We start from the raw sequence: 26,197 nt of genomic DNA, 5'->3' as shown, positions 1-26,197 counted from the left end.
CCGTCTACTGCCGGTTCAGCGAGCGTGTGACCCCCGCCGCGATCGTCGTCGCCAGCACCCAGCCGGTGGCGATCAGCAGATACGACAGCCACTGGTACCAGCCGCGTGGCGCGAACGCCCCCTCCTGGCCGAAGTCGATGATCGGCAGCAGCAGGTCGAGCGTGTAGAAAGGCGGGTTGAAGTCGGGCGCCTCGCCGGGCTTGAGCGCCGGAGGATGGTGCAGGGCGAAGGCCAGGGTGCCGGTGCACAGCAGCAACAGCAGCCAGCCGGCGGCCCGCATCGGGCGGAAGCCGTAGCCGACCGCCGCGTCCTGCACATGGCCCCACAGCCGGGCGTACCACGGCAGGGTGCGGCGGTGCCGGCGCAGCTTGGCCAGCTGGACGGTGCGCGCCGCCGCGTCGTCGCCCGCGGTGCGGTAGGCCGCGGCCAGCTGCTCGTAGGCGTACGGGAGATAGCCCTCCGTCTCCCGCTCCAGCAGCGGCAGCCGCTGCTCGGCGGGCAGATGCGGGGTCAGGGCGCGGTAGCCGAGCCCGTCGAGGCTGACGCGCTCGGGCCACACCTCGGGCGGCACGTGCAGCAGGTCCACCTGGGCGCGGCGCATGTTGACGACGCCCTCGACGGGCGCGGCGTCGCGCAGCCACAGCTCGCCGATGACGCAGCTGCTGACGCGCAGGGCCTGGCCGCCCGGGTTGGACAGACGGGCGTGGGCGAACTCGAGCTGGCGGGGAACGCGGGGGCCGCTGAGGTTGACCCGGCCATGCGCGCGCAACCGCATGGCGTGCAGGTCGGTGCCCACCACCAGGGTCTCGGCGTGCAGGGCGGTGGCGCCGGGGGCGTACAGCTCCGCGTCGTTCAGGTTCACCTGCCCGCCGACCGTGGCCCCGTCCATCAGGACCTTGCCGTGGGCGACGAGCCCGGCGGCCCACACGTCGGTGGCCACCTCCGCGTGACTGAGCCTGAGGACGGACTCCCCGCCGGTCTCGCCGGGTACGCCGAGCCGTGCCCCCTCGGCGAAGAACGCGCCGGAGATCCTCGCGGCCTGGAGGCGTACCGGACCGGCGATACGGCAGCCGCTGATCCGTACGACGCCGTCGGCGCGGAGGGTGCCCGCCGCGAGCCCGGGCAGCACCGAGTCGCTCAGGACCAGGGCGCCGACCTGCGCCCCGTACAGTTCCGGTGCCTGCTCGAAGTGGCAGGACCGCAGCCGTACGGGATGCGTGACCGTCCCGTATTTGAGGTCCAGCCGTCCCGTGATGCGGGCCCCGGTCACCTTCAGCCCGGCGATCCGCCCCTCCCGCACCGGCCCGTCCAGCAGCAGGGCCCGCAGCACCTCGGCGCGCACGGTCCGCTCGGGGCCCCAGGAGGCGCCCGCCGCCGGGTCGTCGTCGGCGCCGTCGAGGAAGTCGACGCCCTCGCCGAGCGGGAACGCCGCCAGGACGCGTCGCTCGGCGGGCGTCGGATCCGTGATCTCCACCCTCAGCCCCGCGCCGCCGCTAGCGCCCTCGTGACGCCCTGCTCCTTCGGGCCGAGGAAGGTCGGGTCCGGGCGGAACAGCACGTCCAGGGCCGCCTTGCCCGCGGCGAACACCTCCCGGGTGCCGCCGTAGTACCAGGTCACGTCGTGCTTGTCGTCGACCCCGACGCCGTACGAGGCCACGCCCGCCGCCTGGCACAGGGCGACCGCGCGGCGGATGTGGAAGCCCTGGCTGATCAGGACGGCCCGGTCCACGCCGAAGATCTTCTTCGCGCGGACGCAGGAGTCCCAGGTGTCGAAGCCCGCGTAGTCGCTCACGATCCGTCCGTCCGGCACGCCGTGCCTCCTCAGGTAGGCGCGCATCGCGTCCGGCTCGTCGTAGTCCCTGCGGCTGTTGTCGCCGGTGACCAGGACGACCTCGATGCGGCCCGCCCGGTACAGCCGCGCCGCCGCGTCCAGCCGGTGGGCGAGGTACGGCGAGGGCTCGCCGTCCCACAGGCCGGCGCCGAAGACCACGGCGACCTGCGTGCGCGGCACGTCCGCCGTCGTGCGCAGCCGGTCGCCCGTGGCCAGGAACATCCACGTGGCCGGCAGCAACGCCAGCACGCACAGCAGCATCAGCCCCTGCACGGCCCTGCGCCGCCCGGCACGCGTGCGCGGCGGTCTCGGTCGGCGGATCCTCAGGCGCGGCAGGCCCATCGGGACGCGTCCCCCCAGGTCGGTGGCTTCGGCGGCCGCGGCGGCTTCGGTGCCGCCGGTGTCGTCAGGGGGGACGCAGCGGGCGGTGATCCGGTTCGCACGGAAGCGGAGGGGGCGCGCGAAACGGCCCCCGCGCCCCCTCACGCCTCCCGCCGCCTCCCCGTGAAACCCCGGAAAACACCCGTCACGGCCGCGCAACGGCCCGGCAATCTCGCGCCGTCAGGATCGGTCCATGACGGCGTCGAACCCTCCTCGCGACGAGTCCCACCCCGGCCCCGGCCGCCCGTACCCCGGCGGCGCCCACCTCGACAGTACGGCGCAACTCATGAACCGGATCACCAGCCAGCTCGGCAGGCAGCTCAGCCTCGTCTCCCGCAACGGCGCCCGGCGCCCGGCCCCGCCCGCACTGGTCCTCGTCGCCCACGGCAGCCGCGACCCGCGCGCCCTGGCCACCGTGCACGCCCTCATGGAACGCGTCCGTGACCTGCGCCCGCACCTGCCCCTGCACCTCGGCCACATCGAGCTGAACGACCCCCTGCTTCCCGACACGCTGGCGTCCCTGGGCGGGGACCGCGCCGTCCTCGTGCCGCTGCTCCTCGGCCGCGGCCACCACGTCAAGCGCGACATCCCCGAAGCCGCGGCGGCGGCGCGGGCGGACACGATCGTGGCCGCCCCGCTCGGCCCGCACCCGCTGCTCGTGGAGACCCTGCACGACCGCCTCGTCGAGGCCGGCTGGCGGACCCGGCCGGGCGACCTCCGGCACCGTGCCGACGCGGTCGTGCTCGCCGCCGCCGGCTCCCGCGACCCCGACTCCGCCCTCGACACCCGCCGCACCGCCCGGCTGCTGGCCGAACGCCTCGGCGTCCCCGTCCTCGCCGCCTACGCCTCCGCCGCCGCGCCCACCGTGGCGGACGCGGTGCGCGCGCTCACCGCCCGAGGCCGCCACCGGGTCGCCGTCGCGTCGTACTTCACCGCGCCCGGGCGCTTCGCCGCCGAGTGCGCGGCCGCAGCACCCTGGATCGCCGCGGCCCCGCTCGGTGCTCATCCGGCCGTGGCGCGCCTTGTACTGCAGCGCTACGACCAGGCCGTGGCGGCCGGGGAGCCGGTCGCCGAGCGGGCCCTCGCCTCGGCCTGAGCGGGCGGCGGCACGGCGCGAAACGGATCGCCCGGAAGCGGACGCCGACGTCCCGAACGTCATCCGCTGCGTTTACTGTCGGGTCATGGAAGGGACCGCACCACAGGCACACGAGGCCCCCGCGCGGTGTGAGAGCGGCGCGGCGGGCCCCTCGGCGTACGACGCGTCGGACGTCGAGCGCTGGGCGCTCGAACCCGACAAACGTCCGGGCCGCACCGCCTTCCAGCGCGACCGGGCGCGGGTGCTGCACTCGGCCGCCCTGCGCCGTCTGGCGGGCAAGACCCAGGTCGTCACGCCCGGCGCGCGGAGCGAGGCATGGGACGCCAGCCCCCGCACCCGGCTCACGCACTCCCTGGAGTGCGCCCAGGTCGGCCGTGAACTGGGCGCCGCGCTCGGCTGCGACCCCGACCTCGTCGAGGCCGCGTGCCTCTCCCACGACCTCGGCCACCCGCCCTTCGGGCACAACGGCGAACAGGCGCTGAACGAGTTCGCGCAGGACTGCGGCGGCTTCGAGGGCAACGCCCAGTCGCTGCGCCTGCTCACCCGTATCGAACCCAAGCGTTTCGTCCGGTCCGGGCGGACGGGCGAACCCGTCAGCGTGGGTCTGAACCTGACGCGCGCCGTCCTCGACGCCGCCACCAAGTACCCCTGGCCGCGCGGCGCCCACCCCACCGACCCCGCGTCCCCGAAATTCGGGGTCTACGAGGACGACCGCCCCGTCTTCGACTGGGTCCGCAAGGGCGCCCCCGGCCACCGCACCTGCTTCGAGGCCCAGGTCATGGACTGGTCCGACGACGTGGCGTACTCGGTGCACGACGTGGAGGACGGCCTGCACGCCGGCCACATCGACCCCGACCGTCTGCGCGTCGAGTCCGAACGCCGGGAGGTCTTCGCCGTCGCCGTCGGGCGGTACGTCCCCGCGGACACCGACCCCGACGAACTCGCCGAGGCCCTCGACCGGCTCCTCGGCCACGAGTGGTGGCCGCACGGGTACGACGGCTCGGCCGTCGCCCAGGCCCGGCTGAAGGACGCCACCAGCCAGCTCATCGGCCGCTTCTGCCTGGCCGCGGAGGGCGCCACGCGGGCGGCGTACGGCAGCGGGCGGCTGACCCGGTACGCGGCCGAACTCGTCGTACCGAGAAGCACCCGCATGGAGTGCGCGGTCCTCAAGGCGGTCGCCGACCTGTATGTGATGCAGCGCGCCGAGCAGGAGCGCCTCCGCGCCGACCAGCGCGTCGTCGTGGCCGAGCTGGCCGACGTCCTCACCGCCCGCGCGCCCGGCGGGCTCGATCCCCAGTTCCGGGCACTGTTCGAGCAGGCGGCCGACGACCGTGCCCGCAAGCGCGTCCTCGTCGACCAGATCGCCTCGCTCACGGACGCCTCGGCGCGCTCCCTGCACGCACGGCTGACGGGAGCCGGATGAACCCGAGGTGACCCGGACATGACCCGGCGTGGCCTGATCGGGCCACTCCCCCTTCCCGCACCACGTTCCGTGCGGGACGCTCGCATGTGGCGACATCCTTACGAGGAGGCATCAAGTGGTCGACGCGGATCAGACATTCGTCATCGTCGGGGGAGGGCTCGCCGGTGCGAAAGCGGCCGAGACGCTCCGAGCGGAGGGCTTCACCGGGCGGGTGATACTGATCTGCGACGAACGGGACCACCCGTACGAGCGACCTCCCCTCTCCAAGGGCTATCTGCTCGGCAAGGAGGAGCGCGACAGCGTCTTCGTCCACGAGCCCGCCTGGTACGCGCGAAACGACATCGAGCTGCACCTAGGCCAGACCGTCGACGCCGTCGACCGGGAGACGAAGACGGTCCGTCTCGGGGACGACGGCACACTCGTCCACTACGACAAGCTGCTGCTCGCCACCGGCGCCGAGCCGCGCCGCCTCGACATCCCGGGCACCGACCTCGCCGGCGTCCACCATCTGCGCCGCCTCGCCCACGCCGAGCGACTCAAGGGCGTCCTGACCGCGCTGGGCCGGGACAACGGCCACCTCGTGATCGCCGGGGCCGGCTGGATCGGTCTGGAGGTCGCGGCGGCGGCCCGCGAGTACGGCGCGGAGGTCACCGTCGTCGAGCCCGAGCCCACCCCGCTGCACGCCGTCCTCGGCCCCGAGCTGGGCAACCTCTTCGCCGAGCTGCACCGCGAGCACGGCGTCCGCTTCCGCTTCGGCGTCCGGCTCTCCGAGATCGTCGGCCAGGACGGCATGGTGCTGGCCGCCCGCACCGACGACGGCGAGGAGCACCCCGCGCACGACGTGCTCGCCGCGATCGGCGCGGCCCCGCGCACCGGGCTCGCCGAGGCGGCGGGCCTGGAGATCGCCGACCGCGCGCAGGGCGGGGGCGTCGTGGTCGACGAGCGGCTGCGCACCTCCGACCCCGACATCTACGCGGCCGGAGACATCGCCTCCTTCCACCACCCCCTCTTCGGCACCCGGCTGCGCGTGGAGCACTGGGCGAACGCCCTCAACGGCGGCCCGGCGGCGGCCCGCGCGATGCTCGGCCGCGAGGTGACGTTCGACCGGGTGCCGTACTTCTTCTCCGACCAGTACGACGTGGGGATGGAGTACTCGGGGTGGGCGCCGCCCGGGTCGTACGACGAGGTGGTGATCCGGGGCGACGTCGGCAAGCGGCACTTCATCGCGTTCTGGATGAAGGAGGGCAGGGTGCTGGCCGGGATGAACGTGAACGTGTGGGACGTCACGGAGCGGATCCAGTCGTTGATCCGGGCGAGGGCGGCGGTGGATCCGGAGGCCCTGGCGGACCCCGGCGTGCCCCTGGAGGACCTGTCCGCCTAGGCGCGGGCGCGGCCGCACGGCGCCACGGCCCCCGCGCCCCTTCGGGCGCGGGGGTGTCGGTGCGCCACCGTAGAATTCACGCGTGGCAGGACGGATCAACGACGAGGACGTGAAGGCGGTACGGGACGCGGTCCCGATCGACTCCGTCGTGTCCGAGTACCTCCAGCTGCGCAACGCGGGCGGCGGCAATCTGAAGGGCCTGTGCCCGTTCCACGACGAGAAGTCCCCGTCCTTCCAGGTCAGCCCGGCCAAGGGCCTGTTCCACTGCTTCGGCTGCCAGGAGGGCGGCGACACCATCACCTTCGTGATGAAGGTCGACCACCTCTCCTTCTCGGAGGCGGTCGAGCGTCTCGCCGCCCGCGCCGGGATCACGCTGCGCTACGAGGAGGGCGGGTACAACCCCACCCACCAGCGGGGCGAGCGCATCCGCCTGGTGGAGGCCCACACACTCGCCGCGCAGTGGTACGCGGAGCAGCTCGGCACCAGCCCCGAGGCGGGCACGGGACGGACGTTCCTGGCCGAGCGCGGCTTCGACCAGGCCGCCGCGCTCCACTTCGGCGTCGGCTACAGCCCCCAGGGCTGGGACCACCTCACCCGCTACCTCCGCGGCAAGGGCTTCTCCGACAAGGAGCTGCTGCTGTCCGGCCTGTCCCAGGAGGGCCGCCGCGGGCCCATCGACCGTTTCCGGGGCCGGCTGATGTGGCCGATCCGCGACATCGGGGGCGACGTCGTCGGCTTCGGCGCGCGCAAGCTGTACGAGGCGGACACCGGCCCCAAGTACCTGAACACCCCCGACACCGCGATCTACCGGAAGTCGCAGGTCCTGTACGGCATCGACCTGGCGAAGAAGGAGATCGCCAAGGCGAGCCGCGCCGTGGTGGTCGAGGGCTACACCGACGTCATGGCCTGCCATCTCGCGGGGGTCACCACCGCCATCGCGACCTGCGGCACGGCCTTCGGCGGCGAGCACATCAAGATCCTGCGGCGGCTGCTGATGGACAACGGATCGGCGCGGGTGATCTTCACCTTCGACGGGGACGCGGCGGGCCAGAAGGCGGCCCTGCGTGCCTTCGAGGACGACCAGAAGTTCGCGGCCGAGACGTACATCGCGATCGCGCCGGACGGCATGGACCCCTGCGAGCTGCGGCTGGCCAAGGGCGACGAGGCGGTCGCCGACCTGGTCGAACCCCGCACGCCCCTCTTCGAGTTCGCGCTGCGCCAGATAGTCGGCCGCTACGACCTGGAGACCCCGGCGGGCCGCGCCGCCGCGCTGGACGAGGCGGCCCCGGTCGTCGCCCGCATCAAGAACAGCGGCGCCCAGCACGAGGTCGCGGTCCAGCTGGCGGGCATGCTCGGCATCCTCGACACACAGTTCGTGGTCAAACGGGTGGCGCAGCTGGCCCGTTGGGCCCGCGACCGCGGCGGCAGGGGCCCGGCGCCGGCCGGGCAGCGCCCCCCGCAGTCGTATCCGGCGGCCGCCCGTCCGGCCGTCTCCGGCCCGGCGCTCAACCTGCGCAACCCGGTCTATGCGACCGAGCGGGAGCTGCTCAAACTGGCCCTTCAGCGGCCGGAGTTGGTCACCCCGGCGTTCGACGCGTACGGGGTCGACGAGTTCACCGCGGCGCCGTACGCCGCGGTCCGTCAGGCGATCATGGACGCGGGCGGCGCGGAGTACGGCGCCCAGGACCCGCAGGAGTACCTGATCCGGGTCCGCGAGACGGCCCCCGACGACACGGTCCGCGCCATGGTCACGGAGCTGGCGGTCGAAGCGATCATGCTCCGCAAGGAGGTGGACGAGACCTACGCGGGCGCCCAGCTGGTCACGGTCCGCCGCCGCGCGGTGGAACGCCGCGTCCGCGACATCCAGAGCACCCTGACCCGCCTTGGCTCCCACGCCGACCCGGCCCACGTCTCCGCGGTGCAGAACGAGCTGTGGGTGCTGCAGCAGTACGACCAGGCGTTGCGGGAACGAGGGGCGGCGGCGCTGTGAGAGCCGCCGCTCGTGCGGCTACGCCTCCGGGGGCGTTTCGGGCGGCGTGATCCCCAAGTGGTTGGTGATCGCCTGGAGCTGCTCCATCATCGCTACCTGACCGGACACCAGGGCACCGAGCAGCTTGCCGTGCTCGGCCAGGGTCTTGGTATGTGAGTCCAGCGTCTTGCCGTGCTCCAGCTGCGTGTCTCGCAGCGCCCGGATCACCTGCATGTCGGCGCGCCGCTGTACCTGCAACGCGGCCACATCGCGATCGGAGCCCACGGCCAGGTTCTGCGTCGTGGTGTGCTGCGCTTCGAGCCGGCTCACCTGAGCCTCCAGCGCCTCGATGCGCCGCCGCAGCTCGTCGTTCTCGCTCATGTTCCCCATCTTGCCCGATCGGTCCTTCCTCATGTTCGCGATGTCCCCGGTGGCCGGTCCGATGGTCAAACGAGCTGAGTAACCGCCCGGTCACGGAACGGACCCAAAAAGTGGCCGCACGCCCCTCGTGGCGGCGATGTGTCGTACCCCACACTGGGGTGCGGTGCCTGAGTCCTCGGAGCGCGGCCGGACCGCCGACGGCGGGTCCGACACCCCCGCGGTTCCGCTCAATGACTACGGGATGGCCGGCGGGCGGACCGCCGGCGCCATCCCCGACGTACCGCTGCCGCATGCCTCAGCAGCGACACTCCTGGAGGTCGCCCCCGTGCAGACCCAGACCCTCACCCAGACCCAGACCGAGACCGCGAGCGGCGAGCCCGACACGGAGCCCGCCGTCCTGACGGCGATGCCACCGCAGGGCCGGCTCGCGCACCACCCGGAGGCGGGCGCGGAACCGCAGGGCGCCGCCGAACCGGTCGAGCCGCCGGCCGGCGAGATGGAGACCGTCGAGGCCGGCGAGGCGCCCGAGCCCGTCGAACCGCTGCGCGCCCGCATCGACACCGGCGGTCCCTCCTCGGACCTGTTCCGCCAGTACCTGCGCGAGATAGGCCGCATCCCCCTGCTGACGGCCGCCGAGGAGGTCGAACTCGCCCGCCGCGTCGAGGCCGGCCTGTTCGCGGAGGCGAAGCTCGGCAACACCCCCGATCTGGACACCGAGCTCGCGCTCGACCTCGACCGGCTGGTGGTCATGGGCCGGATGGCCAAACGGCGGCTGATCGAGGCGAACCTGCGGCTCGTCGTCTCCGTCGCCAAGCGCTACGTCGGCCGCGGCCTGACCATGCTCGATCTCGTCCAGGAGGGAAACCTGGGCCTGATCAGGGCCGTCGAGAAGTTCGACTACGCGCGCGGCTACAAGTTCTCGACGTACGCGACCTGGTGGATCCGCCAGGCCATGTCCCGTGCCCTGGCCGACCAGGCCCGCACCATCCGCGTCCCGGTCCATGTCGTCGAGCTCATCAACCGCGTCGTCCGCGTCCAGCGCCGCATGCTGCAGGAACGCGGCTGTGAACCGACGCCGGAAGAGGTCGCCGCCTACCTGGACCTGCCCAGCGAGCGGGTCAGCGAGGTGCTGCGGCTGGCCCAGGAGCCCGTCTCGCTGCACGCGCCCGTCGGCGAGGAGGAGGACGTGGCCCTCGGCGACCTCATCGAGGACGGCGACGCCACGAGCCCCGTCGAGTCCGCCGCCTTCCTGCTGCTCAAGGAGCATCTGGAGGCGGTCCTGTCCACCCTCGGGGAACGGGAGAGGAAGGTCGTACAGCTGCGCTACGGCCTGGTCGACGGCCGTCCCCGCACGCTGGAGGAGATAGGCCGCATCTTCGGTGTGACCCGCGAGCGGATCCGGCAGATCGAGTCGAAGACCCTGAACAAGCTGAGGGACCACGCGTTCGCCGACCAGCTCAGGGGATACCTCGACTGACAGGGGGCCGCCCACCGCCCGCGGGAGCGGCCCCCATCCGATCAGTCGACCTCGGCCACGGCCTGCGCGAACTGCGCCTTGTAGAGCCGGGCGTACGCCCCGTCGGCCGCCAGCAGTTCGGTGTGCGCGCCCTGCTCGACGATGGCGCCGTTCTCCATCACCAGGATCGTGTCCGCGTCGCGGATCGTCGACAGCCGGTGGGCGATGACGAACGACGTCCGCCCGTGCGCGAGCTTGGCCATCGCCTTCTGGATCAGCACCTCGGTACGGGTGTCGACCGAACTCGTCGCCTCGTCGAGGACCAGGATCACCGGGTCGGACAGGAACGCCCGGGCGATCGTGATGAGCTGCTTCTCACCCGCGCTCACCCCGGTGCCCTCGTCGTCGATCACGGTGTCGTAGCCGTCCGGCAGCGTACGGATGAACCGGTCCGCGTGTGCCGCGCGCGCGGCCTCCTCGATCTCCCCGCGCGTCACCTTCCGCGCGGCCCCGTACGCGATGTTCTCCGCGATCGTGCCCCCGAACAGCCAGGTGTCCTGGAGCACCATCCCTATCGCGGCCCGCAGCTCGTCCCGGGACATCTTCGCGACATCGACCCCGTCGAGCGTGATCCGCCCGCCGGTGACCTCGTAGAACCGCATCAGCAGGTTCACGAGCGTGGTCTTGCCCGCTCCCGTCGGGCCGACGATCGCGACCGTGTGGCCCGGCTCCACCTTCAGCGACAGGTTCTCGATGAGCGGCTTGTCCGGGTCGTAGCGGAACGACACGTTCTCCAGCGCGACCCGGCCGCGCAGTTCGTCCGGCCGCAGCCCCGGCTCGGGGTCCGCCTCCTGCTCCTCCGCGTCGATCAGGTCGAAGACGCGCTCCGCCGAGGCGACGGCCGACTGCACCAGGTTGGCCATCGACGCGACCTGCGTCAGCGGCATCGAGAACTGGCGCGAGTACTGGATGAACGCCTGCACGTCACCGATGGACAGCGTGCCGGACGCCACCCGCAGACCGCCGACGACCGCGACGAGCACATAGTTCAGGTTCGACACGAACATCATCAGCGGCTGCATGACCCCGCTGTTGAACTGCGCCCGGAACCCGGCCTCGTACAGCGCCTCGTTCTGCTCGGCGAACTGCTTCGCGGACTCCCCCTGCCGCCCGAACACCTTCACCAGCGTGTGCCCGGTGTACATCTCCTCGATGTGCGCGTTGAGCTTGCCGGTGGTGCGCCACTGCTGCACGAACTGCGGCTGCGAGCGCTTGCCCACACGGGTCGCCACGACGAAGGACAGCGGCACGGTCACCAGCGCGACCAGCGCCAGCAGCCACGACACCCAGAACATCATGGCCAGCACGCCCACGATCGTCAGCAGCGAGTTGATGAGCTGGCCCATCGACTGCTGCAGCGTCTGGCCGATGTTGTCGATGTCGTTGGTCGCGCGGCTGAGCACCTCGCCGCGCTGCCGCTTGTCGAAGTACGACAGCGGGAGCCGCGACAGCTTGGCCTGAACGTCCTCCCGCATGCGGTAGACGGTCTTGTTGATGGCCCGGTTGGACAGCCGGGTGGCCACCGCCATCAGCAGGCCCGCCACCAGGAACGTGGCCAGCGCGAACAGCAGGACGTTGCCGACGGCACCGAAGTCGATGCCCTTGCCCGGGGTGAAGTCCGTACCGGAGAGCATGTCGGCGACGCCCCCCTCGCCACGCTCGCGCATGGACTGAAGGACCTGCTCCTTGCTCACCCCCGACGGCATCCGGCGGCCGACGATCCCCGCGAAGACCAGGTCGGTCGCCCTGCCGAGGATCTTGGGCCCGGCCACCGACAGGCCGACGCTCAGCACACCGCAGGCCAGCATCCCCGTCATCGTGGCGCGTTCGGGCCCGAACTGCGCCAGGAGCCGTTTCCCGGACCCCTTGAAGTCCATCGACCGCTGGTCGGGGCCGCCGCCGGCCATCATGCGTCCCATGGGCCCGGCCATCAGGCAGCCTCCGCTTCCGTGAGCTGGGAGAGGACGATCTCCCGGTAGGTCTCGTTGTCCGCCATCAGGTCGCGGTGGCGCCCGGTGCCGACGACACGGCCCTCGTCCAGGACCACGATCCGGTCGGCGTCCCGGATGGTCGCCACGCGCTGCGCGACGATCACCACCGTCGCCTCGGCGGTCTCCCGTGCGAGCGCCGCGCGCAGGGCCGCGTCCGTGGCGTAGTCGAGCGCGGAGAAGGAGTCGTCGAAGAGGTAGATCTCCGGGCGCTGCACCAGCGTGCGCGCGATGGCGAGCCGCTGCCGCTGGCCGCCGGAGACATTGGTGCCGCCCTGGGCGATGGGGGAGTCGAGCCCGTTCTCCAGCGCCTCGACGAACTCCCTTGCCTGCGCCACCTCCAGCGCGTGCCACAGTTCCTCGTCCGTGGCGTCCGGATTGCCGTAGCGCAGGTTGGTGGCGACCGTGCCCGCGAACAGGTACGGCTTCTGCGGGACCAGCCCGACCGTCCTCGCCAGCAGCTTCGGCTCGATCTCGTGGACGGGCACGCCGTCCACGAGCACCTCGCCCTCCGTGACGTCGAAGAGCCGCGGGATCAGCCCGAGCAGCGTCGACTTGCCGCTGCCGGTCGACCCGATGACGGCCGTGGTCTCGCCCGGCCGCGCCACCAGGTCGATGGCCTTGAGCACCGGCTCCTCGGCACCCGGGTAGCGGAACCCGGCACCCCGGACCTCCAGGTGGCCGTGGCGCCGCAGCTCGACGACGGGCGCGGTGGGCGGCACGACGCTCGACTCGGTGTCGAGCACCTCCTGGATGCGCTCGGCGCACACCTCCGCGCGCGGCACCATCATGAACATGAAGGTGGCCATCATCACGGACATCACGATCTGCATGAGGTAGGCGAGGAACGCGGTCAGGTCGCCGATCTGCATGCCGCCGCTGTCGATGCGGTGCGCGCCGAACCAGACCACGGCGATCGACGACAGGTTCACCACGGTCATCACCAGGGGGAACATCAGCGCCAGGGTGCGGCCGGTGCCGAGGGACACCTCCGTCAGCTCGGTGTTCGCGTCCCGGAACCGGCCCTTCTCGTAGTCGTCCCGCACGAAGGCGCGGATGACACGGTTGCCGGAGATCTGCTCGCGCAGCACCCGGTTGACCGTGTCGAGCCGGACCTGCATGGTGCGGAACAGCGGGCGCAGCCGGCGCACGATCAGCGTCACGCTGATGCCGAGCACGGGCACGACCGCGACCAGGACGCCGGACAGCGGCACGTCCAGGCCGAGCGCCATGACGATGCCGCCCACGCACATGATCGGCGCCGACACCATCAGGGTGAACGTCATCAGGGTGAGCATCTGGATCTGCTGCACGTCGTTCGTGGTGCGGGTGATCAGCGACGGCGCCCCGAAGTGACCCATCTCACGCGAGGAGAAGGACTGCACCCGGTCGAAGACCGCCGCCCGCAGGTCCCGCCCGACGGCCGAGGCCGTACGGGCGCCGAAGTAGACCGCGCCCATGTTGCACACGACCTGGCCCAGCGAGACCCCGATCATGAGGCCGCCGAAGGTCAGGATGTAGCCCGTGTCCCCCTTCACGACACCGTTGTCGATGATGTGCGCGTTGAGGGTGGGCAGATAGAGCGTGGCGCACGTCTGCAGGAACTGCAGCAGCACCAGCAGCGCGACGGGTTTCGTGTACGGGCCCAGATGGGCCCTCAGAAGTCGTATGAGCACGCGGGATCTCTCGGAGTCGTCGACGGCAGGGCGGTCGGTGGTGCACCAGCCCCTATCGTCGGACACTCCACCCGCGTTACCTCAAGTGATTAAGCCGTTGACGGACCAAGTGCCGATGCGGATTCAGCCTCGCGACGTAGGCCCACCGGGACGGCGGACACCGGGGCGTTACGGCGGACACCGGGGCGTCCTAGGACCTGAACGCCCCCGGATGCGTCTGCTCGCGCACCGACACGTACTGCTGGCGCACGGCCTGGCCCACCGCCAGCTCCTCGCCCGGCTCCAGGACCTGCGCGGCCGCGCCCTGCCAGGCGGGAGGGGTGCGCGGGTCGAGGGTGCCCCGGGAGACCCCGAGCGACCAGGCCGCCTGCCGGGCCGCGCCGATCGCCGCGTAGTCGGCGGGCTGCGGGACCATCACCTGCGCGCCGAACAGCGCGGGCGCCGCCGACTGCACGGCCGGCAGCTCCGCGGCGGCGCCGAGCAGAAAGATCCGCCGTACCTCGACCCCGCGTCCGCGCAGCACGTCCAGGGCGTCCGCGAGCCCGCACAGCATGCCCTCGAACGCCGCCCGCGCCAGGTGCTCGGGCTTCATCGACTCGCGCCGCAGCCCGGCCAGGGTGCCCGCGGTGTGCGGCAGGTTCGGAGTCCGCTCGCCCTCCAGGTACGGCAGCATGACGAGCCCGTGGGAGCCGGGCGTCGACTTCATGGCCAGATCGGAGAGGGACTCCAGGTCGGGCACGCCGAGCAGTTCGGCGGCGCCGCGCAGGGTGCGCACCGCGTTGAGGGTCGTCACCACCGGCAGGTGCAGCCCCGTCGCGTCCGCGAGTGAGGTGATCATTCCGGTGGAGTCGACGAGCGCCTCGGGGTGCACGGCCATCACGGACCCGGAGGCACCGAGCGAGACGACCGCGTCGCCCAGCCCGATGCCCAGGCCCAGGGCGGCGGCCATGGTCTCGCCGGTGCCCGCGGAGATCAGCAGCCCCTCCGGCGTCGTCCCCGCCGCCTCGGACGGGCCGAGCACCTCGGGCACCACGACCTGGTGGCCCAGCGCCAGCTCGACGAGGTCGCCGCGGTACATGCCGGCCGCCGCCGACCAGTACCCGGTCGCCGAGGCGCCGCCGCGATCGGTGGTGCGTCGCACGGGCCGCCCGAGCAGCTGCCACACGATCCAGTCGTGGGCCTGCATGAGCGCGGCGGTGCGCAGCGCGTTGTCGGGCTCGGCCCTGGCGAGCCAGCGCAGCTTGGTCACGGGCAGCGCGGCCTGCGGTACGCAGCCGACGGCCTCGGCCCACGCCTGCCGGCCGCCGAGCGCGTCGATGAGGTCGGCCGCCGCGACCTGCGCCCGCTTGTCGCCGCCCACCAGCGCGGGCCGCACGGTGGCGCCCTGGGTGTCGAGCGGGATCAGCGCGTTCTGCTGCGCCGAGACCCCGATGGCCTGCACGCCCTCCAGGAGACCGCCGCCGGCCGCCTCCCCCAGGGACAGCAGCCATGCCTGCGGATCGACGTCGGAGGGGCGGCCGCCCCCCTCGGGGCCCTCCACCGGATGCGGTGCATACCCCTGCCTGAGCACGGCCCCCGTGTCCGTGTCACAGACGACGATACGAGTGAAATCGGGCGAACTGTCCAACCCGGCGACTATCCCCATGGCGGAATTCTGCCGCACGGAGGGCGGTGGCCGTGCCGCCGCGGGTGGGCCACCGGGGGCGGGGTCAGGTGTTGCTGGTGCCCCAGTCGTCCTCGCCGCTGCCGTTCGTGTTCCGCTCCCGCAGCGAGCGCACACGGACGGCGACCGAGTCGGGCATGCGGTCGCCGACCTTGGTGCTCACCGCGTGGAAGGCCCGGCCCGCGTACTCGCGTCCCTGCTGGGCGGCCGACTCGGCCGTGTTGCGCACCGCGGGGTTCTCGGCGAACTGGCGGGCCGACTTCTTCATCTGCTCATACCGCTCGCGTCCGGCCCGTGTGCCCAGCACATAGCCCAGAAGCAGCCCGGCGACGAACGTGAGCCGATAGCGCATGGCGGCCACCCTTCCCTTGCGTCTGCATCGTCCCTTGCGTGGGCATCGGTCGCGGGGCGAACCGATTGGCGGAGCACCCCCCTGCTTGCGCTAATGTATGTGTCGCAGCGAGCGTGCGCCCCCTGGCGGATACCCAGGTAGGTACGTTCGATGCAACGAGGCGTTCCTCCGTAGCTCAATTGGCAGAGCAGCCGGCTGTTAACCGGCAGGTTACTGGTTCGAGTCCAGTCGGGGGAGCTCGGTCCTCCGTAGCTCAATTGGCAGAGCAGCCGGCTGTTAACCGGCAGGTTACTGGTTCGAGTCCAGTCGGGGGAGCACGCTGAAGAGGACCCCACCGGGGTCCTTTTTCATGTCCGCAGGAACCGCCCGCGCCCAGGACGAAGTCCTCAAGGTCGTGCGAAGCCGACCACGCGAAGCAGGAGATCGTATGAGCGGCTATGCTGCGGCAGACGGCGCGCACAAATGTGCGCGACGCGCCGTAACGGGGCGGTAGCTCAGCCGGTTAGAGCAGCGGACTCATAATCCGTCGGCCGTGGGTTCGAGTCCCACCCGCCCCACTGTGCACCCCTGTGACCTGCGGAAACGTCTCATCTGGCGTGCGGATTCAGGACTTTGGGCTCCGGGGCTGAATCCGCTGCTCGTGAGTTCAACTCGGTGGCCGTCAGTGTGCGTTGGATCGCTTTGACCTGCGCAGACGTATCGGCCTGCGGCTGGAGGATGGCGTCGTGGGTGGGCTGCGCGAGCGTCTGGACGTCGAATTCTGGACGCTGGCTGGACGCGAGGATCCGGAAGTGGTGCCCGGTGACCCGGGGGGCGGGAGGCGGCCCAGGTCACCGCGGACTGACCGCCGGGCGGCCGGGTCGGTCGGAAGCTCGGTGCCCGTCGGCACCGCGCGAGCTCCACTGTCTGAGGTCGATCGTGCGGACCGGCTGCCCTGTCGTGCGGGCGATGGTTTTGAAGTCGCGGTCGTAGTGGAGCAGGGTGAGTCCCGCTTCTTCCGCGGCGGCGGCCATCAGGAGGTCCACGGGGCCCGCGCTGCGGTGTTCTCCCTTGGCGGTCAGCTGTTCCTGGATGACGCGGGAGCGGCGGTAGACGCCGTCAGGCATGGGGCACCAGGCGTAGTGGGCGTCGAGTGCCGACTTCAAGCGGGCGCGGTCCGTGGCGGAACGGGCCGAGTGGAGGACTTCCAGTTCGGTGAGGTCGCAGATCGCGACGAGGCCGGCGGCGATCCTGTCGTCCCATTCGGCCGTGTTCTGGCGGAGCAGGACGCGGGCGAGGGCGGAGGTGTCGATCAGGTAGTCGGCGACGGTCACTCGTGCGCCCCGGTGCCGCGGTCATCGTGTGCCGCGTCCGCGCTCGTGGGGCGGTATGCATGCTTGTTCATCAGCAGGTCGATGTCCAGAGCGCCTTCGGCCACCAGTTCGCGGGCTTCGTCGAGCGCCCGCAGGCGCCGGTAGCGGGCCGTGACTTCCCGCAGTGCCGTGTTGATGGTGTCGCGTTTGGTGGTGGTGCCGAGTTCTCTGGCAGCTGCTTCCAGTGCGTCGTCGTCGAGATCGATGACCGTCCGGCTCATGGTGACCTCATCCGCGTGGGTGTATCAGGCAAAGTATATCAAGATATAAGATCTTTTATATCTTCTGTTTGGTGGCGGTCGCGAAGCTGTGTGGGCCAGGGCCTGGGCGACCGGCGGGGAGTGGACAAGGACGTACTCTGGCGAATCGACGAAGTGCTCCAGATGGAGGGCTTTTCTTGAGCCGGGACCGTTGGCCAGCAGGATCGTGGTGTGGTCGGGCAGCTGGAATGTCTCGGTCGAGAGGTTGACGACACACACGAGACCGGGGTCGCGGTGGAAGGCGAGGACTCCCGGCGCGGAGTGTCGAGCCAGGTCATGGTGCCGTCGCCGAGGGCCGGGTGCCTGCGTCGGATGTGCAGGACCGTGCGGTACGGCTCCAGCATCGGTGTCTCGTCGCCCGTCTGTGCCTCCCCGCTGTGCTCGCTCCAGTTGGCGGGCGGCGGCAGCCAAGGTGCAGTAGTGGCGTCGGAGGGGCTGAAGCCGAAGGGGGCGGTGTACCCGGACCAGGGTATGGGGGCGAGGCAGCCGTCGCGGCCCTTGTCGGTGTGTCCGGAGCGTTTCCAGATGGGGTGCGCGCTGCCTCCGCATGCAGCAGGCCCGCCTACAGCTGTAGCAAATGCCACGTCATGGGAAATCAGTGAGCGCAGTTCCCATGAGGAGCCCGAGCGCCATAACAGGTCTTCGAACTTGATGGGGCACCGCGGCGGTGACCGGGTATCGGCCGCCCCTGGCATGGACGGCCAGGGGCGGTGATGGTGTTCAGCCGATCGCGATGACGGGGTGCTGGGCCGGGTCGATCCAGCGCAGTATCTGAGTGAGGACGGTCTGGGGAACGGCGACGCAGCCTGCGGTGGGTCCGGCTTGGGGGCCGAGGTCGTGCAGGAAGATGCCGGCGCCGCGGCCTTTGACGGCGGGGTGCATGTTGTAGTTGATGACCAGGGCGTTGTGGTACTGCGTGGGGTAGTTGATGAGGTGTTCGCTGCCGTGGTCCCCGGATTCGGTGAGGGGGAATCCGCCTTGGGAGGCCTGGCGCATCTGGTTGTAGTAGGCGGAGTCGGGGTCTTCTACCCACCAGTCCTGGGACGTGACGTGGTGGTAAGGCACCTTCGTGCCGGGGTTGGCGGCGACGCCGAAGCCTTGGGTGATGGTGTAGGTGCCGGTGGGGGTAGTGCCGGTTCCTTGTTTGCGGGTGGTGCCGTTGGTGATGCCATGGGCGCCGATTCTGGCTGAAGTGGTGGTGTATTTCTTGGCCCAGGTCGAGGCGGTCTTCTGCCAGACGGTAACGGTGGCGTGGCTCCCGTTCGCCTGAACAGTGATGACCTGTCTGGAGGTCCCTGCGGTGACGGGCACGGGGAAGGGCGAGGTGGTCGAGCCGACGGGCAGGACGAGTGTTTCGCCGGGGTGGATGATGTACGGCGAGGCGATGTGATTGGCCGAGGCGAGGGCACTCCAACCGCCGGGGACGTTTTCTTTGACGGCGATGCCCGACAGGCTGTCGCCCGGCTCGACGGTATAGGCGGAAGAGGCCGTCATCGCAGCTTGTGCCGTGACGGTCGTGAATGCGCCGGAGGCGATTGCTCCTGCAGCTATCACCAGCGAGGAAGCCGCCTTTCCGCCTGCGCGGGGAGGTTTGGGCCGGGCGTGCCGTCCCGAACCGCCGTTGAAAGCCATGGTCGCTCCTGAATAGGGATGGGCAGTCACGGAGACCTGTCGTGGATGTGATGCGTCACGCGTGGAGACACGCGTGCAGCTGTTGTGGGTGCTCCCGGCCAGGCGGCCGGGAGCACCCACAACAGCAGGTCAGGGGATTTGCTGGTAAAGGGCGGTGACTTGGTTGGCGGTGAGTGCGTAGTTCCACGCCTGGACGCCGCTGATAAGCCCGGGGAAGAAGTCACTGTTGCTGCCGTTGTACATGGCTCGGCCGATCGCGAAAGCGTTCGCGGAACTCCAGGTGGTGACGTTTGTGGCGCTCGCGGCAAGGCTGCCGTTGACGTAGAGCTGGGCGGTTTTCGTGGCGGCGCTGTAGGTGCCCACTAGGTGGGTCCAGGTATTCGCGGTGGCTGCCGCCGTCGAGCTGGCGACCGTGAAGGCCGGACTGGCTGTGTCGGTATTGGCGAAGTTGAGGGCCCACCTCGGGCTGCCGGTGTGGGCGTAGTTGTACTGCAGGTAGAAGGCGCTGTTCTCGGTGCCGTCCTGGGAGGCGACGGTGGCGTTGCGGGTGGGCAGCGAGGAGAGTTTCACCCAGGCGGAGACGGAGTAGCTGCCGGTGGTGTTCAGGACTTGGCCGCTGCTGGCGGCGTAGCCGGTGGTGCCGTCGAAGGAGAGGGTTTCGCCGCGGGTGGAGTCGTTCGTCCAGGCGGTGGTGCCATTGAGGGCCAGGGTGTTGCTGCCGACGCCAGTGGTGTCGGTCACCGTGTTGGGGGTGTCGGTGGCGGCGGTGTCGTTGGCAATGGTGAAGCCGTCGCCGTCGTCGAGTGCCCAGGTGTCGTGGGGGGAGAGGACGGCGGTGGTCTCGGCGGCGTACCCGGCATTGGTGATGTTCACGTGGTCGCTGGAGTCGGCGGCGGTGGCGAGCTTCTCCTCGCCGTTCGTCGTGTCGGGCACGGCGAGGGCCGAGTCGAAGTCGGCGTAGTAGACCGGCGGAGTGGACCAGGGGCTGCCGAGGTACATGCCGCTGAGCCAGCCGTTGACGTCGGTGCGGTTGGAGTCGACCGTGCTGGTACAGGGGTCGTTGGGGGTGGCGCCGTCGCCTGTGAAGCCGTCGCAGGGGGTGAGGGAGGTCAGGGTGGTGGCGATGCCCCAGCCTTGGAGTTGCTGGACGAGTGCGGTGTAGCCGTTGGCTTCCACGTCGTCGGAGGTACTGCCGCTGAGGAGGTCTTCCAACCCTTCGTAGATCACGACGTCACTGATGCCGGGTTGGTCGAGGATGTCGCGGTCGATGCGGGAGAGGGCGGAGGGGCCGCCGATGGTGCTGCCGTTGTAGGTCTCGGGGTTGTCGGTCATGAGCTGGTTGGATTCGATGCCCTCGGCGATGGTGCCGTAGGGGCTGGGTGTGCTGGGTTCGGCGCCGGCGAGGGTGTCGGAGACTCTGTAGCCGGCGGTGTTGGTGGGGGTGGTCCCGGGCTGGAAGGGGTCGATGAGTCCGTCGCCGAGGACCGCCTGAGTGGGGGTGCCGGCCGAGGTGACGTCCACGTCGGTGACCAGGTCGGTGTACCACCCGGAGTAGGTGCCGGTGCCGGAGAAGGGGGTGCCGGTGGTGTCGGTGGTCTTGTCACCGGCGCCGGTGGCCGTGAGGTATTGGAAGGCGTTGTTGGCGTAGGAGTGCTGGACCAGGTACGGCACGGAGTTGGTCAGCTGGTACGAGGCGAGCAGGTACTGGCCTGCGGCGACCGGGAAGGGGAGCGGGTCGCTGTAGACGGAGCCGCCTTCGGGGATGGTGACGGTTTGGCTGCCGCCGAATTTCAGGGTTGTCGGGGTACCGGCGGGTACGGCGGAGGGGGCGCCGGAGCCGGAGTCGGTCGCGATGGTGGCGTGGCCGATGGACAGCTTGCTGGTGCCAAGGGCGTTGTCCAGCTTGATCCGTACGGTGCTGCCGGAGATCGAGGGCTTCAGAGCGATGCGGAACGTCTGGTTGGAGAAGTTGCTCCCCTGGAAATTGAATTGGCCCTCATTCGCGTTGGCCCACGCGCCGGTCCAGGACTGACCGCTCGGCGCCACGGCAGTGGTGCCGTTCGTCTCCGGCGTGCCTGCGGTGGTGTTGCGGGTGGCCATGCCGAAGACGTGCAGCGCCGGGGTGCTGTTGCCGACCTGGTGGGAGACGTCCGGCAGGGTCACCGAGGCGATGGTCTTGGCGGGGTCGACCGGCACCGCGAAGGGGTAGATCTTCGGCTGGTAGGCGGCATTGGTGACCTGCCCGGACGGCTTGTTCCAGTGCGGCAGGGCCACGGCCGCCAACGACGCGGGACCCGAGATCCAGTCCGGGACGGTCAGGTCATAGGGGGTGCTGGTGCCGTCGGTGTAGGTGATGGTGCCGGTGGCGGGGCAGACGTCCAGCGGGTCGGTGCCGGAGAAGCAGTACGAGGCGGACACCGGGGCACCGGCTGGTACGTAGGGGGCGGTGGTGTCACCGGCGATGGCGCCGGGGTCGGCGAGGTTGGCATTGGTGGAGGTGGCCAGGAAGACCAGCGCGTTGCCGGTGCCGCTGTAGGTGATGGTCTGGTTGGCGGCCAGCAGATTGTCCTTCTGCCCGGAGCCGAAGGCGGGGAGGGTGAAATTCGCTCCGTCCACGGTGACTTTGCCGCCGCTGGACCAGCCGGCGGCTGAGAGGTCGGTGGCGGAGAAGCTGTTATTGCCGTCGGCCGAGCCCAGGGAGATGTTGGAGTCGGGGCTGATCGCGGTGTTGTTGAAGCAGGCGGAGAGGCTGGTACAGGTGGTGTTCGCGTGGCCCGTGGCCAGGAACGGGTATCCGTACGTGCCGGAGTCGTCGCCTGCGGCGTCCACGGCGTACACCCACAGTGTGTGCGGGCCGGGAGAGTAGGGAGTGGCCGTCACCGTGGCGGCGTTGCCCGTCGCGGCGATGACCTCGGAGGCGGGCGGGTTGCTGGTGGGTGGGGGCACGTCCACGTTGTAGACGAACTTCGTGGCGCCGGCGCCTCCGCTGGTCGCCAGGTCGAACTTGCCGGCCGTGCCGGCCGAGGCGCCCGCGCTGCCGCCGTTGTCGGTGTCCGGGTAGAGGTTGTTCTCCGAGGTGACGGTCGGGGTGTCGGGAGCGGTGGGTTCGGCGGTGAACTGGCAGGTCGGGGAGTTGGTGTAGGAGGTGGTGTCCTCGCCGTCGGTGACCTTGACCTGCCAGTCGACGATCTGGCCGCTGGTCAGTGAGCTGATGAAGCTGGACGGCAGGCTGTAGCCGGCGTAGGAGCCGCTGCTCAGGTTGTCGCCGCTGAGCCCGGTGTACTTGGTGGAGGAGCCGTTGACCCAGTATTGGAACGTGGCCTGCAGTTTGTCACCGTCCGGGTCGGAGACCTTGGCCTTCAGTACCGGTGGGGTGCTGGCGATGGTCTTGCCCATGTACGGATAGGGGGAGGTGGTGTCGCAGGCCGCGTCGTCCGCACCGGAGACCGCGGACATGGTCGATTTGGAGGGGCTGGAGGGAATGAGGTTGTAGAAGATCTCCAGGCTCGGGTTGTGCGAGAACCGGGAGAATCCGCCGTCGTCGTGGCTGGATTCGGCGGAGTCCTCGCTGAGCGTGGCGGTGAAAGTGGAGGCGTGTCCGGCCGCGTTACGGGAGATCGGGTTGTACACGTTCAGGCCGTGGGTCACCGAGCCGTTGGACGGACAGTAGACCCCGTTGTAGGCGCGGGCGTAGCTGGCGGAGGTGGAGTAGCTGTTGTAGCCGGGCCGGTTGCTCCAGTCGGTGCCGGATCCTATGCCGCCGGACCAGTGCAGGTTGACGGTGTAGGAGCTGGAGCAGGCGGCGGAGTAGATCTCGGTGGCGTTGACGGTGGCGGTGTTGATGTGGGCGCCCCAGATCGTGGACGACAGTTTCCACTGATAGATCGCGTGCTCCCGGCCGGTGTAGCAGGAGCCCTCCTGCCAGCCGTTGTAGCCGACCCCCAAGTACCCGCTGTCCGCGAGCGAGCCCGTCTGGTTGTAGAAGGACTTGTTGGGACAGCCTTGTTTGACCTCGTCGAAGGCCGGGGCGGCCGGGTCGTAGGGGTGCCAGTTGAACGTGGGGTCGATGTAGACGGGGAATACGGTGGAATGGGCCGTCAGCATCCGGGCGTCCGGGATGAGCGACAGGGCCGAAGCGGACACCTTCGTGCCGACCGGCGCCTGATGTGCGGCCAGGCCGGGATGCGCGGCATCCGATGGGTCTGCGGCGACCTTGGCTTTGTTCGCCGCCGGTGCGGTCCTGGCGTGAGCCTGGGAGGGCAAGGTGGTGTTGGAGTCCCACATCAGCGGGCCGGCCGCGTCCATGAGGTCTCGGCCACGGGTGTCTCGTACGGTGAGATTGTCCGCGTTGCCACGCGTGAGGCGGCCGCCGGTGAATTTCGTCCCGAGGCGCAGTGTGGCCAGCACCGGATTCCGGGCGGCTGCCGCGGACTTGACGACCAGCGTGTCAGTGAAGCCACCGGCGGCTGTGGCGGTGACGACCAGGTCCACCGAGGGTTTTACGGACCGGTAGGTCGCGGTTGCGCCGTTGACGACGGGTGTGGGCAGCGTGCCCGGCCAGGAGACAGCCATGCTCACGCCGTCGTAGTGAGTGGTGATCAACGGGGCATGGCCGCCACCGGAGAAGGACACCGTGCCGTAGGCGGTCGCGGCCGGAGACCAGGTGCCGTCGCCGTTGTGATGCAGCGTCATGTCAACGGGTACCCAGGCACCGTGCTGCTTGGTCCGTACCGGCTCAGGGTTCGCCGACAACTGGAATCCGCCCTTGGGGTCGGCGCTCACCTGCTGGACCGGAGTCGTCAACGAACCGACCGAGACCGTTTCCCCGGTGTGCCGGGCCTTTGCCGCCGCAGCCTCCATCGTCTTCCGCTGAGCGGTTGTGGGGCCGTATCCGTCCGGCAGGCGGGGCAGATCAGACCGTTTGGGCGTGCTCTTGGCGGCCGGGGCGGATGTTCCGGAGGAGTAGTGGGCTGTGTCCCCGGTGGCGGCTACAGGGGTGTTGGCTTCGGCCGGGCTCTGACTGACCGCGGCGGTGACCAGGGCGAGTGCGGCGCCGATGGCTGCGGCTCTGAGTCGGCGGGCGGCTCTGGGCATGCCCGGTGAGTGGTGCCTTCGCATGTGGTGGTTTCCCCCCTGTCCGGTGACCGGTGATCCGGTGCGTCACGACGCTAGGAGGCCGTGGCTGTCTGTGCCAGAGGGCTGGATGGGGCGGGGAAAGCGATTTCACCTGCTTGTCTGCCAAATATTGTCATGTAAGCGTCGTAAGAGTCTGATCAGGACTCGGTAAGGCCGTTCGCTGAGCGTCGGGCCGTGGGTAGCGTCCCGGGGCGGATCAAGTGATCCATCCAGGGACACCGAGGGGGCGGGACGCCGTGGCTTCTGGCAGACACCGAGGCAGTTGCGTGGCGTCGGGGCGATCGCGACTCGGCATCAGAGCATGGCGCGTGCTCACCGGAGCCGTTGTCGCCGGGGCGCTGTGCACGGGGATGCTTCAATCGGCACCAGCCGCTATGGCCAGTCCGCGTCACGCGCCCACACCCCGGCACGACAGGCCGGTAGCGGTCTTCCCTGTGACCTCGCACTACCACCGGCCCAAGCCCATGCCTGCCTATCGGCCCCCGCAGGTCTCATGGCCGTCAGGCACAGCCGCCATCTCCATGAAGGCGTCGGGGACCGCGAAGCGCGCCGGCTCGCTCCCTGTGTGGATCGGTCCGGCGAGGCCGCCGGCCAAGAACGCTGTACGCAACCCCAAGCCGGCAGCGGCGGGGGTCCCTTCGAGCATCAGCGTGCGCGTACTGCCTGAAGCCACGGCCAAGGCGGCAGGGGTGAAAGGCGTTCTGCTGAACCTGGGCCGTAACGACGGCATCGATTCCGAAAGTCGCTTCGCCCTCACGCTCGACTACAAGGCGTTCGAGGCTGGGTTCGGCGCCGACTGGGCCTCTCGCCTGCGCTTGGTCGCGCTACCGGATTGCGCCCTGACCACCCCGAAGGCGGCACGTTGCCGGACCCAGACGCCGTTGGCGACCGTGAACGACTCCACCGCCCACAAGCTGAAGGCGAACGTGACGTTCACCGTGGCGAAGAGCACCTTGGTGACTTCTCGGATCACGCCGCCACTTGAGGCCCCGTCCGGTTCGTCCGCCCAGAGGGCGCTGCTGTCGCCCATGGCCTCGACAGCGCAGACGACCCAGCTGGTGGTGGCCGCGACCTCCTCGACCGGCGGAGGCGGCGGCGACTTCACCGCCACTTCGCTGAAGCCGTCCTCATCGTGGCAGGCAGGCGGTAGTTCGGACACCTTCAACTGGTCCTATCCGATCGATGTTCCGCAGGTACCGGGCGGGTTGCAACCGAAGATCGCCCTGAACTACAACTCGCAGTCCCAGGACGGTCTCACCTCCTCCACGAACAACCAGGCGTCGTGGATCGGCGACGGCTTCGAGTACAGTCCCGGCTTCGTCGAGCGGTCGTACCCTTCGTGTCACCAGAACCCGTCAGGCGCGACAAAGACCCAGGACAACTGCTGGTCCAGCAACAACACGGTCACCCTGTCGCTGGGCGGCAGGACCACGACGCTGGTCAAGGACGATTCCACCGGTGCCTGGCACCCTCAGGACGATCGCAACGAGCGGGTGCAGTACAAGACTGGTGCCGTCAACGGAGCCCAGAACGGTGAATACTGGGTGGTCACCACGGACGACGGCACCCAGTACTACTTCGGTCAGAACCAGCTGCCCGGCTACGCCAGCGGGAACACGGCCACCGACTCGGTGTGGACCGAGCCCGTCTACGCCACCGCTTCCGGCCAGCCTTGCTACAACGCCACGTTCTCCAGCTCCTGGTGCCAGCAGGCCTACCGCTGGAACCTCGACTACGTCGTGGACGCCCACCAGGACACGGTCTCGTACTTCTACACCAAGGAGACCAACTACTACGCCCGTGACCTGGGCACCACTGCCAACACCTCGTACGTCCGCGGTGGCTACCTCAACAAGATCATGTACGGACAGCGGGCCGGCAAGGTGTACTCCACCTCTCCGACCGGCCAGGTCACCTTCACCGTCAACGGGCGCTGCTCCACCTCCTCCAGCGGCTGCGCGACCTCGGGCCTTTCCGCCTCGACCGCGTCCAACTGGCCCGACGTCCCGTACGACCTGAACTGCGCCAGCGGCGCGTCCTGCTCAAGAAGCTGTTGTTTTTTCGATCTTGAGAGATGCGCGTCGAACGAGAGTCCCGATTGGGTGATCGTGGGGCGCTTGGCGCATACGGACAGGGCCTCCTGAACAGCTCGTTGGTGTCG

The 26,197-nt window shown here is 70.1% G+C and carries 16 protein-coding genes, 3 tRNA genes and 1 pseudogene; 9 read left to right on the top strand and 11 right to left on the bottom strand.

The annotated features are described in order from the left end of the window. Positions 1-4: 4 nt before the first annotated feature. The gene (locus tag ACZ79I_RS12700) at positions 5-1,474 is read right to left on the bottom strand and encodes a membrane-associated oxidoreductase (protein WP_471497031.1); all 1,470 of its coding nucleotides are present in this window, start codon (positions 1,472-1,474) and stop codon (positions 5-7) included. 2 nt (positions 1,475-1,476) lie between these two features. Beyond that, the gene (locus tag ACZ79I_RS12695; protein ID WP_471504903.1) at positions 1,477-2,172 is read right to left on the bottom strand and encodes a SanA/YdcF family protein; all 696 of its coding nucleotides are present in this window, start codon (positions 2,170-2,172) and stop codon (positions 1,477-1,479) included. A gap of 232 nt (positions 2,173-2,404) precedes the next feature. Between ACZ79I_RS12695 and ACZ79I_RS12690 the strand changes: the two genes are divergently transcribed. The 4 genes from ACZ79I_RS12690 to dnaG all read left to right on the top strand — a co-directional run bounded on the left by ACZ79I_RS12690 (position 2,405) and on the right by dnaG (position 8,101). After that, positions 2,405-3,307 (top strand): sirohydrochlorin chelatase, encoded by a 903-nt coding sequence (locus tag ACZ79I_RS12690; protein ID WP_471497029.1) that lies wholly within the window; start codon positions 2,405-2,407, stop codon positions 3,305-3,307. 85 nt (positions 3,308-3,392) lie between these two features. Continuing rightward, positions 3,393-4,730: a deoxyguanosinetriphosphate triphosphohydrolase gene (locus ACZ79I_RS12685; RefSeq protein WP_471497027.1), complete on the top strand. Its 1,338-nt coding sequence runs from the start codon at positions 3,393-3,395 to the stop codon at positions 4,728-4,730. 115 nt (positions 4,731-4,845) lie between these two features. After that, entirely contained in the window at positions 4,846-6,111 is a 1,266-nt protein-coding gene (locus ACZ79I_RS12680) for an NAD(P)/FAD-dependent oxidoreductase (protein WP_471497025.1), read from the top strand. Between the two features lie 82 nt (positions 6,112-6,193). Beyond that, positions 6,194-8,101, top strand: coding sequence for a DNA primase (dnaG, locus tag ACZ79I_RS12675; RefSeq protein ID WP_471497023.1), 1,908 nt, complete (start codon positions 6,194-6,196; stop codon positions 8,099-8,101). A gap of 18 nt (positions 8,102-8,119) precedes the next feature. Here dnaG and ACZ79I_RS12670 read toward each other — a convergent pair whose 3' ends face one another. After that, positions 8,120-8,461, bottom strand: a complete 342-nt coding sequence (locus ACZ79I_RS12670; protein ID WP_471497021.1) for a hypothetical protein — start codon at positions 8,459-8,461, stop codon at positions 8,120-8,122. A gap of 163 nt (positions 8,462-8,624) precedes the next feature. Here ACZ79I_RS12670 and ACZ79I_RS12665 point away from each other — a divergent pair, with 163 nt between their 5' ends. Continuing rightward, positions 8,625-9,938 carry an RNA polymerase sigma factor gene (locus ACZ79I_RS12665; protein ID WP_471497019.1) on the top strand — a complete coding sequence of 438 codons (1,314 nt, stop codon included), beginning with the start codon at positions 8,625-8,627 and terminating at the stop codon, positions 9,936-9,938. 41 nt (positions 9,939-9,979) lie between these two features. On the opposite strand, the gene ACZ79I_RS12660 is transcribed toward ACZ79I_RS12665, so the two are convergent. From ACZ79I_RS12660 to ACZ79I_RS12645, 4 genes are all read right to left on the bottom strand, one after another. Next, a complete protein-coding gene (locus tag ACZ79I_RS12660; RefSeq protein WP_471497017.1) occupies positions 9,980-11,908 on the bottom strand; it encodes an ABC transporter ATP-binding protein in 1,929 nt (642 codons plus the stop codon). After that, on the bottom strand, positions 11,908-13,641 hold the full coding sequence (locus ACZ79I_RS12655; RefSeq protein WP_471497015.1) for an ABC transporter ATP-binding protein: 1,734 nt from the start codon (positions 13,639-13,641) through the stop codon (positions 11,908-11,910). The genes ACZ79I_RS12660 and ACZ79I_RS12655 overlap by 1 nt, the downstream gene beginning before the upstream one ends. Before the next feature lie 190 nt (positions 13,642-13,831). Then, on the bottom strand, positions 13,832-15,286 hold the full coding sequence (locus ACZ79I_RS12650) for an FGGY family carbohydrate kinase (protein WP_471497013.1): 1,455 nt from the start codon (positions 15,284-15,286) through the stop codon (positions 13,832-13,834). A 64-nt stretch (positions 15,287-15,350) separates the two neighbouring features. Continuing rightward, positions 15,351-15,656 (bottom strand): YtxH domain-containing protein, encoded by a 306-nt coding sequence (locus ACZ79I_RS12645; RefSeq protein ID WP_471497011.1) that lies wholly within the window; start codon positions 15,654-15,656, stop codon positions 15,351-15,353. 164 nt (positions 15,657-15,820) lie between these two features. Here ACZ79I_RS12645 and ACZ79I_RS12640 point away from each other — a divergent pair. From ACZ79I_RS12640 to ACZ79I_RS12630, 3 genes are all read left to right on the top strand, one after another. Further along, positions 15,821-15,893, top strand: a tRNA-Asn gene (locus ACZ79I_RS12640). A 5-nt stretch (positions 15,894-15,898) separates the two neighbouring features. Next, positions 15,899-15,971, top strand: a tRNA-Asn gene (locus ACZ79I_RS12635). Between the two features lie 168 nt (positions 15,972-16,139). Next, positions 16,140-16,213 (top strand) — tRNA-Ile (locus ACZ79I_RS12630). Between the two features lie 345 nt (positions 16,214-16,558). Here the strand turns inward: ACZ79I_RS12630 and ACZ79I_RS12625 are convergent. The 4 genes and pseudogenes from ACZ79I_RS12625 to ACZ79I_RS12610 form a co-directional block, all read right to left on the bottom strand. After that, a pseudogene (locus ACZ79I_RS12625) lies at positions 16,559-16,969 on the bottom strand (PIN domain-containing protein); the annotation flags it as partial. Then, complete coding sequence (locus ACZ79I_RS12620; protein ID WP_471497009.1) at positions 16,966-17,229, bottom strand: type II toxin-antitoxin system VapB family antitoxin; 264 nt, start codon at positions 17,227-17,229, stop codon at positions 16,966-16,968. The gene ACZ79I_RS12620 and the pseudogene ACZ79I_RS12625, both read right to left, overlap by 4 nt. A 759-nt stretch (positions 17,230-17,988) precedes the next feature. Then, a complete protein-coding gene (locus ACZ79I_RS12615; protein ID WP_471497007.1) occupies positions 17,989-18,900 on the bottom strand; it encodes a L,D-transpeptidase family protein in 912 nt (303 codons plus the stop codon). A 129-nt stretch (positions 18,901-19,029) separates the two neighbouring features. Beyond that, complete coding sequence (locus ACZ79I_RS12610; protein WP_471497005.1) at positions 19,030-23,994, bottom strand: LamG-like jellyroll fold domain-containing protein; 4,965 nt, start codon at positions 23,992-23,994, stop codon at positions 19,030-19,032. 731 nt (positions 23,995-24,725) lie between these two features. Here ACZ79I_RS12610 and ACZ79I_RS12605 point away from each other — a divergent pair. Further along, positions 24,726-26,180: a hypothetical protein gene (locus ACZ79I_RS12605; RefSeq protein WP_471497003.1), complete on the top strand. Its 1,455-nt coding sequence runs from the start codon at positions 24,726-24,728 to the stop codon at positions 26,178-26,180. The last annotated feature ends 17 nt before the right edge of the window (positions 26,181-26,197 follow it).

This window comes from Streptomyces sp. PSU-S4-23 (genome assembly GCF_055632315.1).
This window is presented reverse-complemented; position numbering and strand designations above follow the sequence as displayed.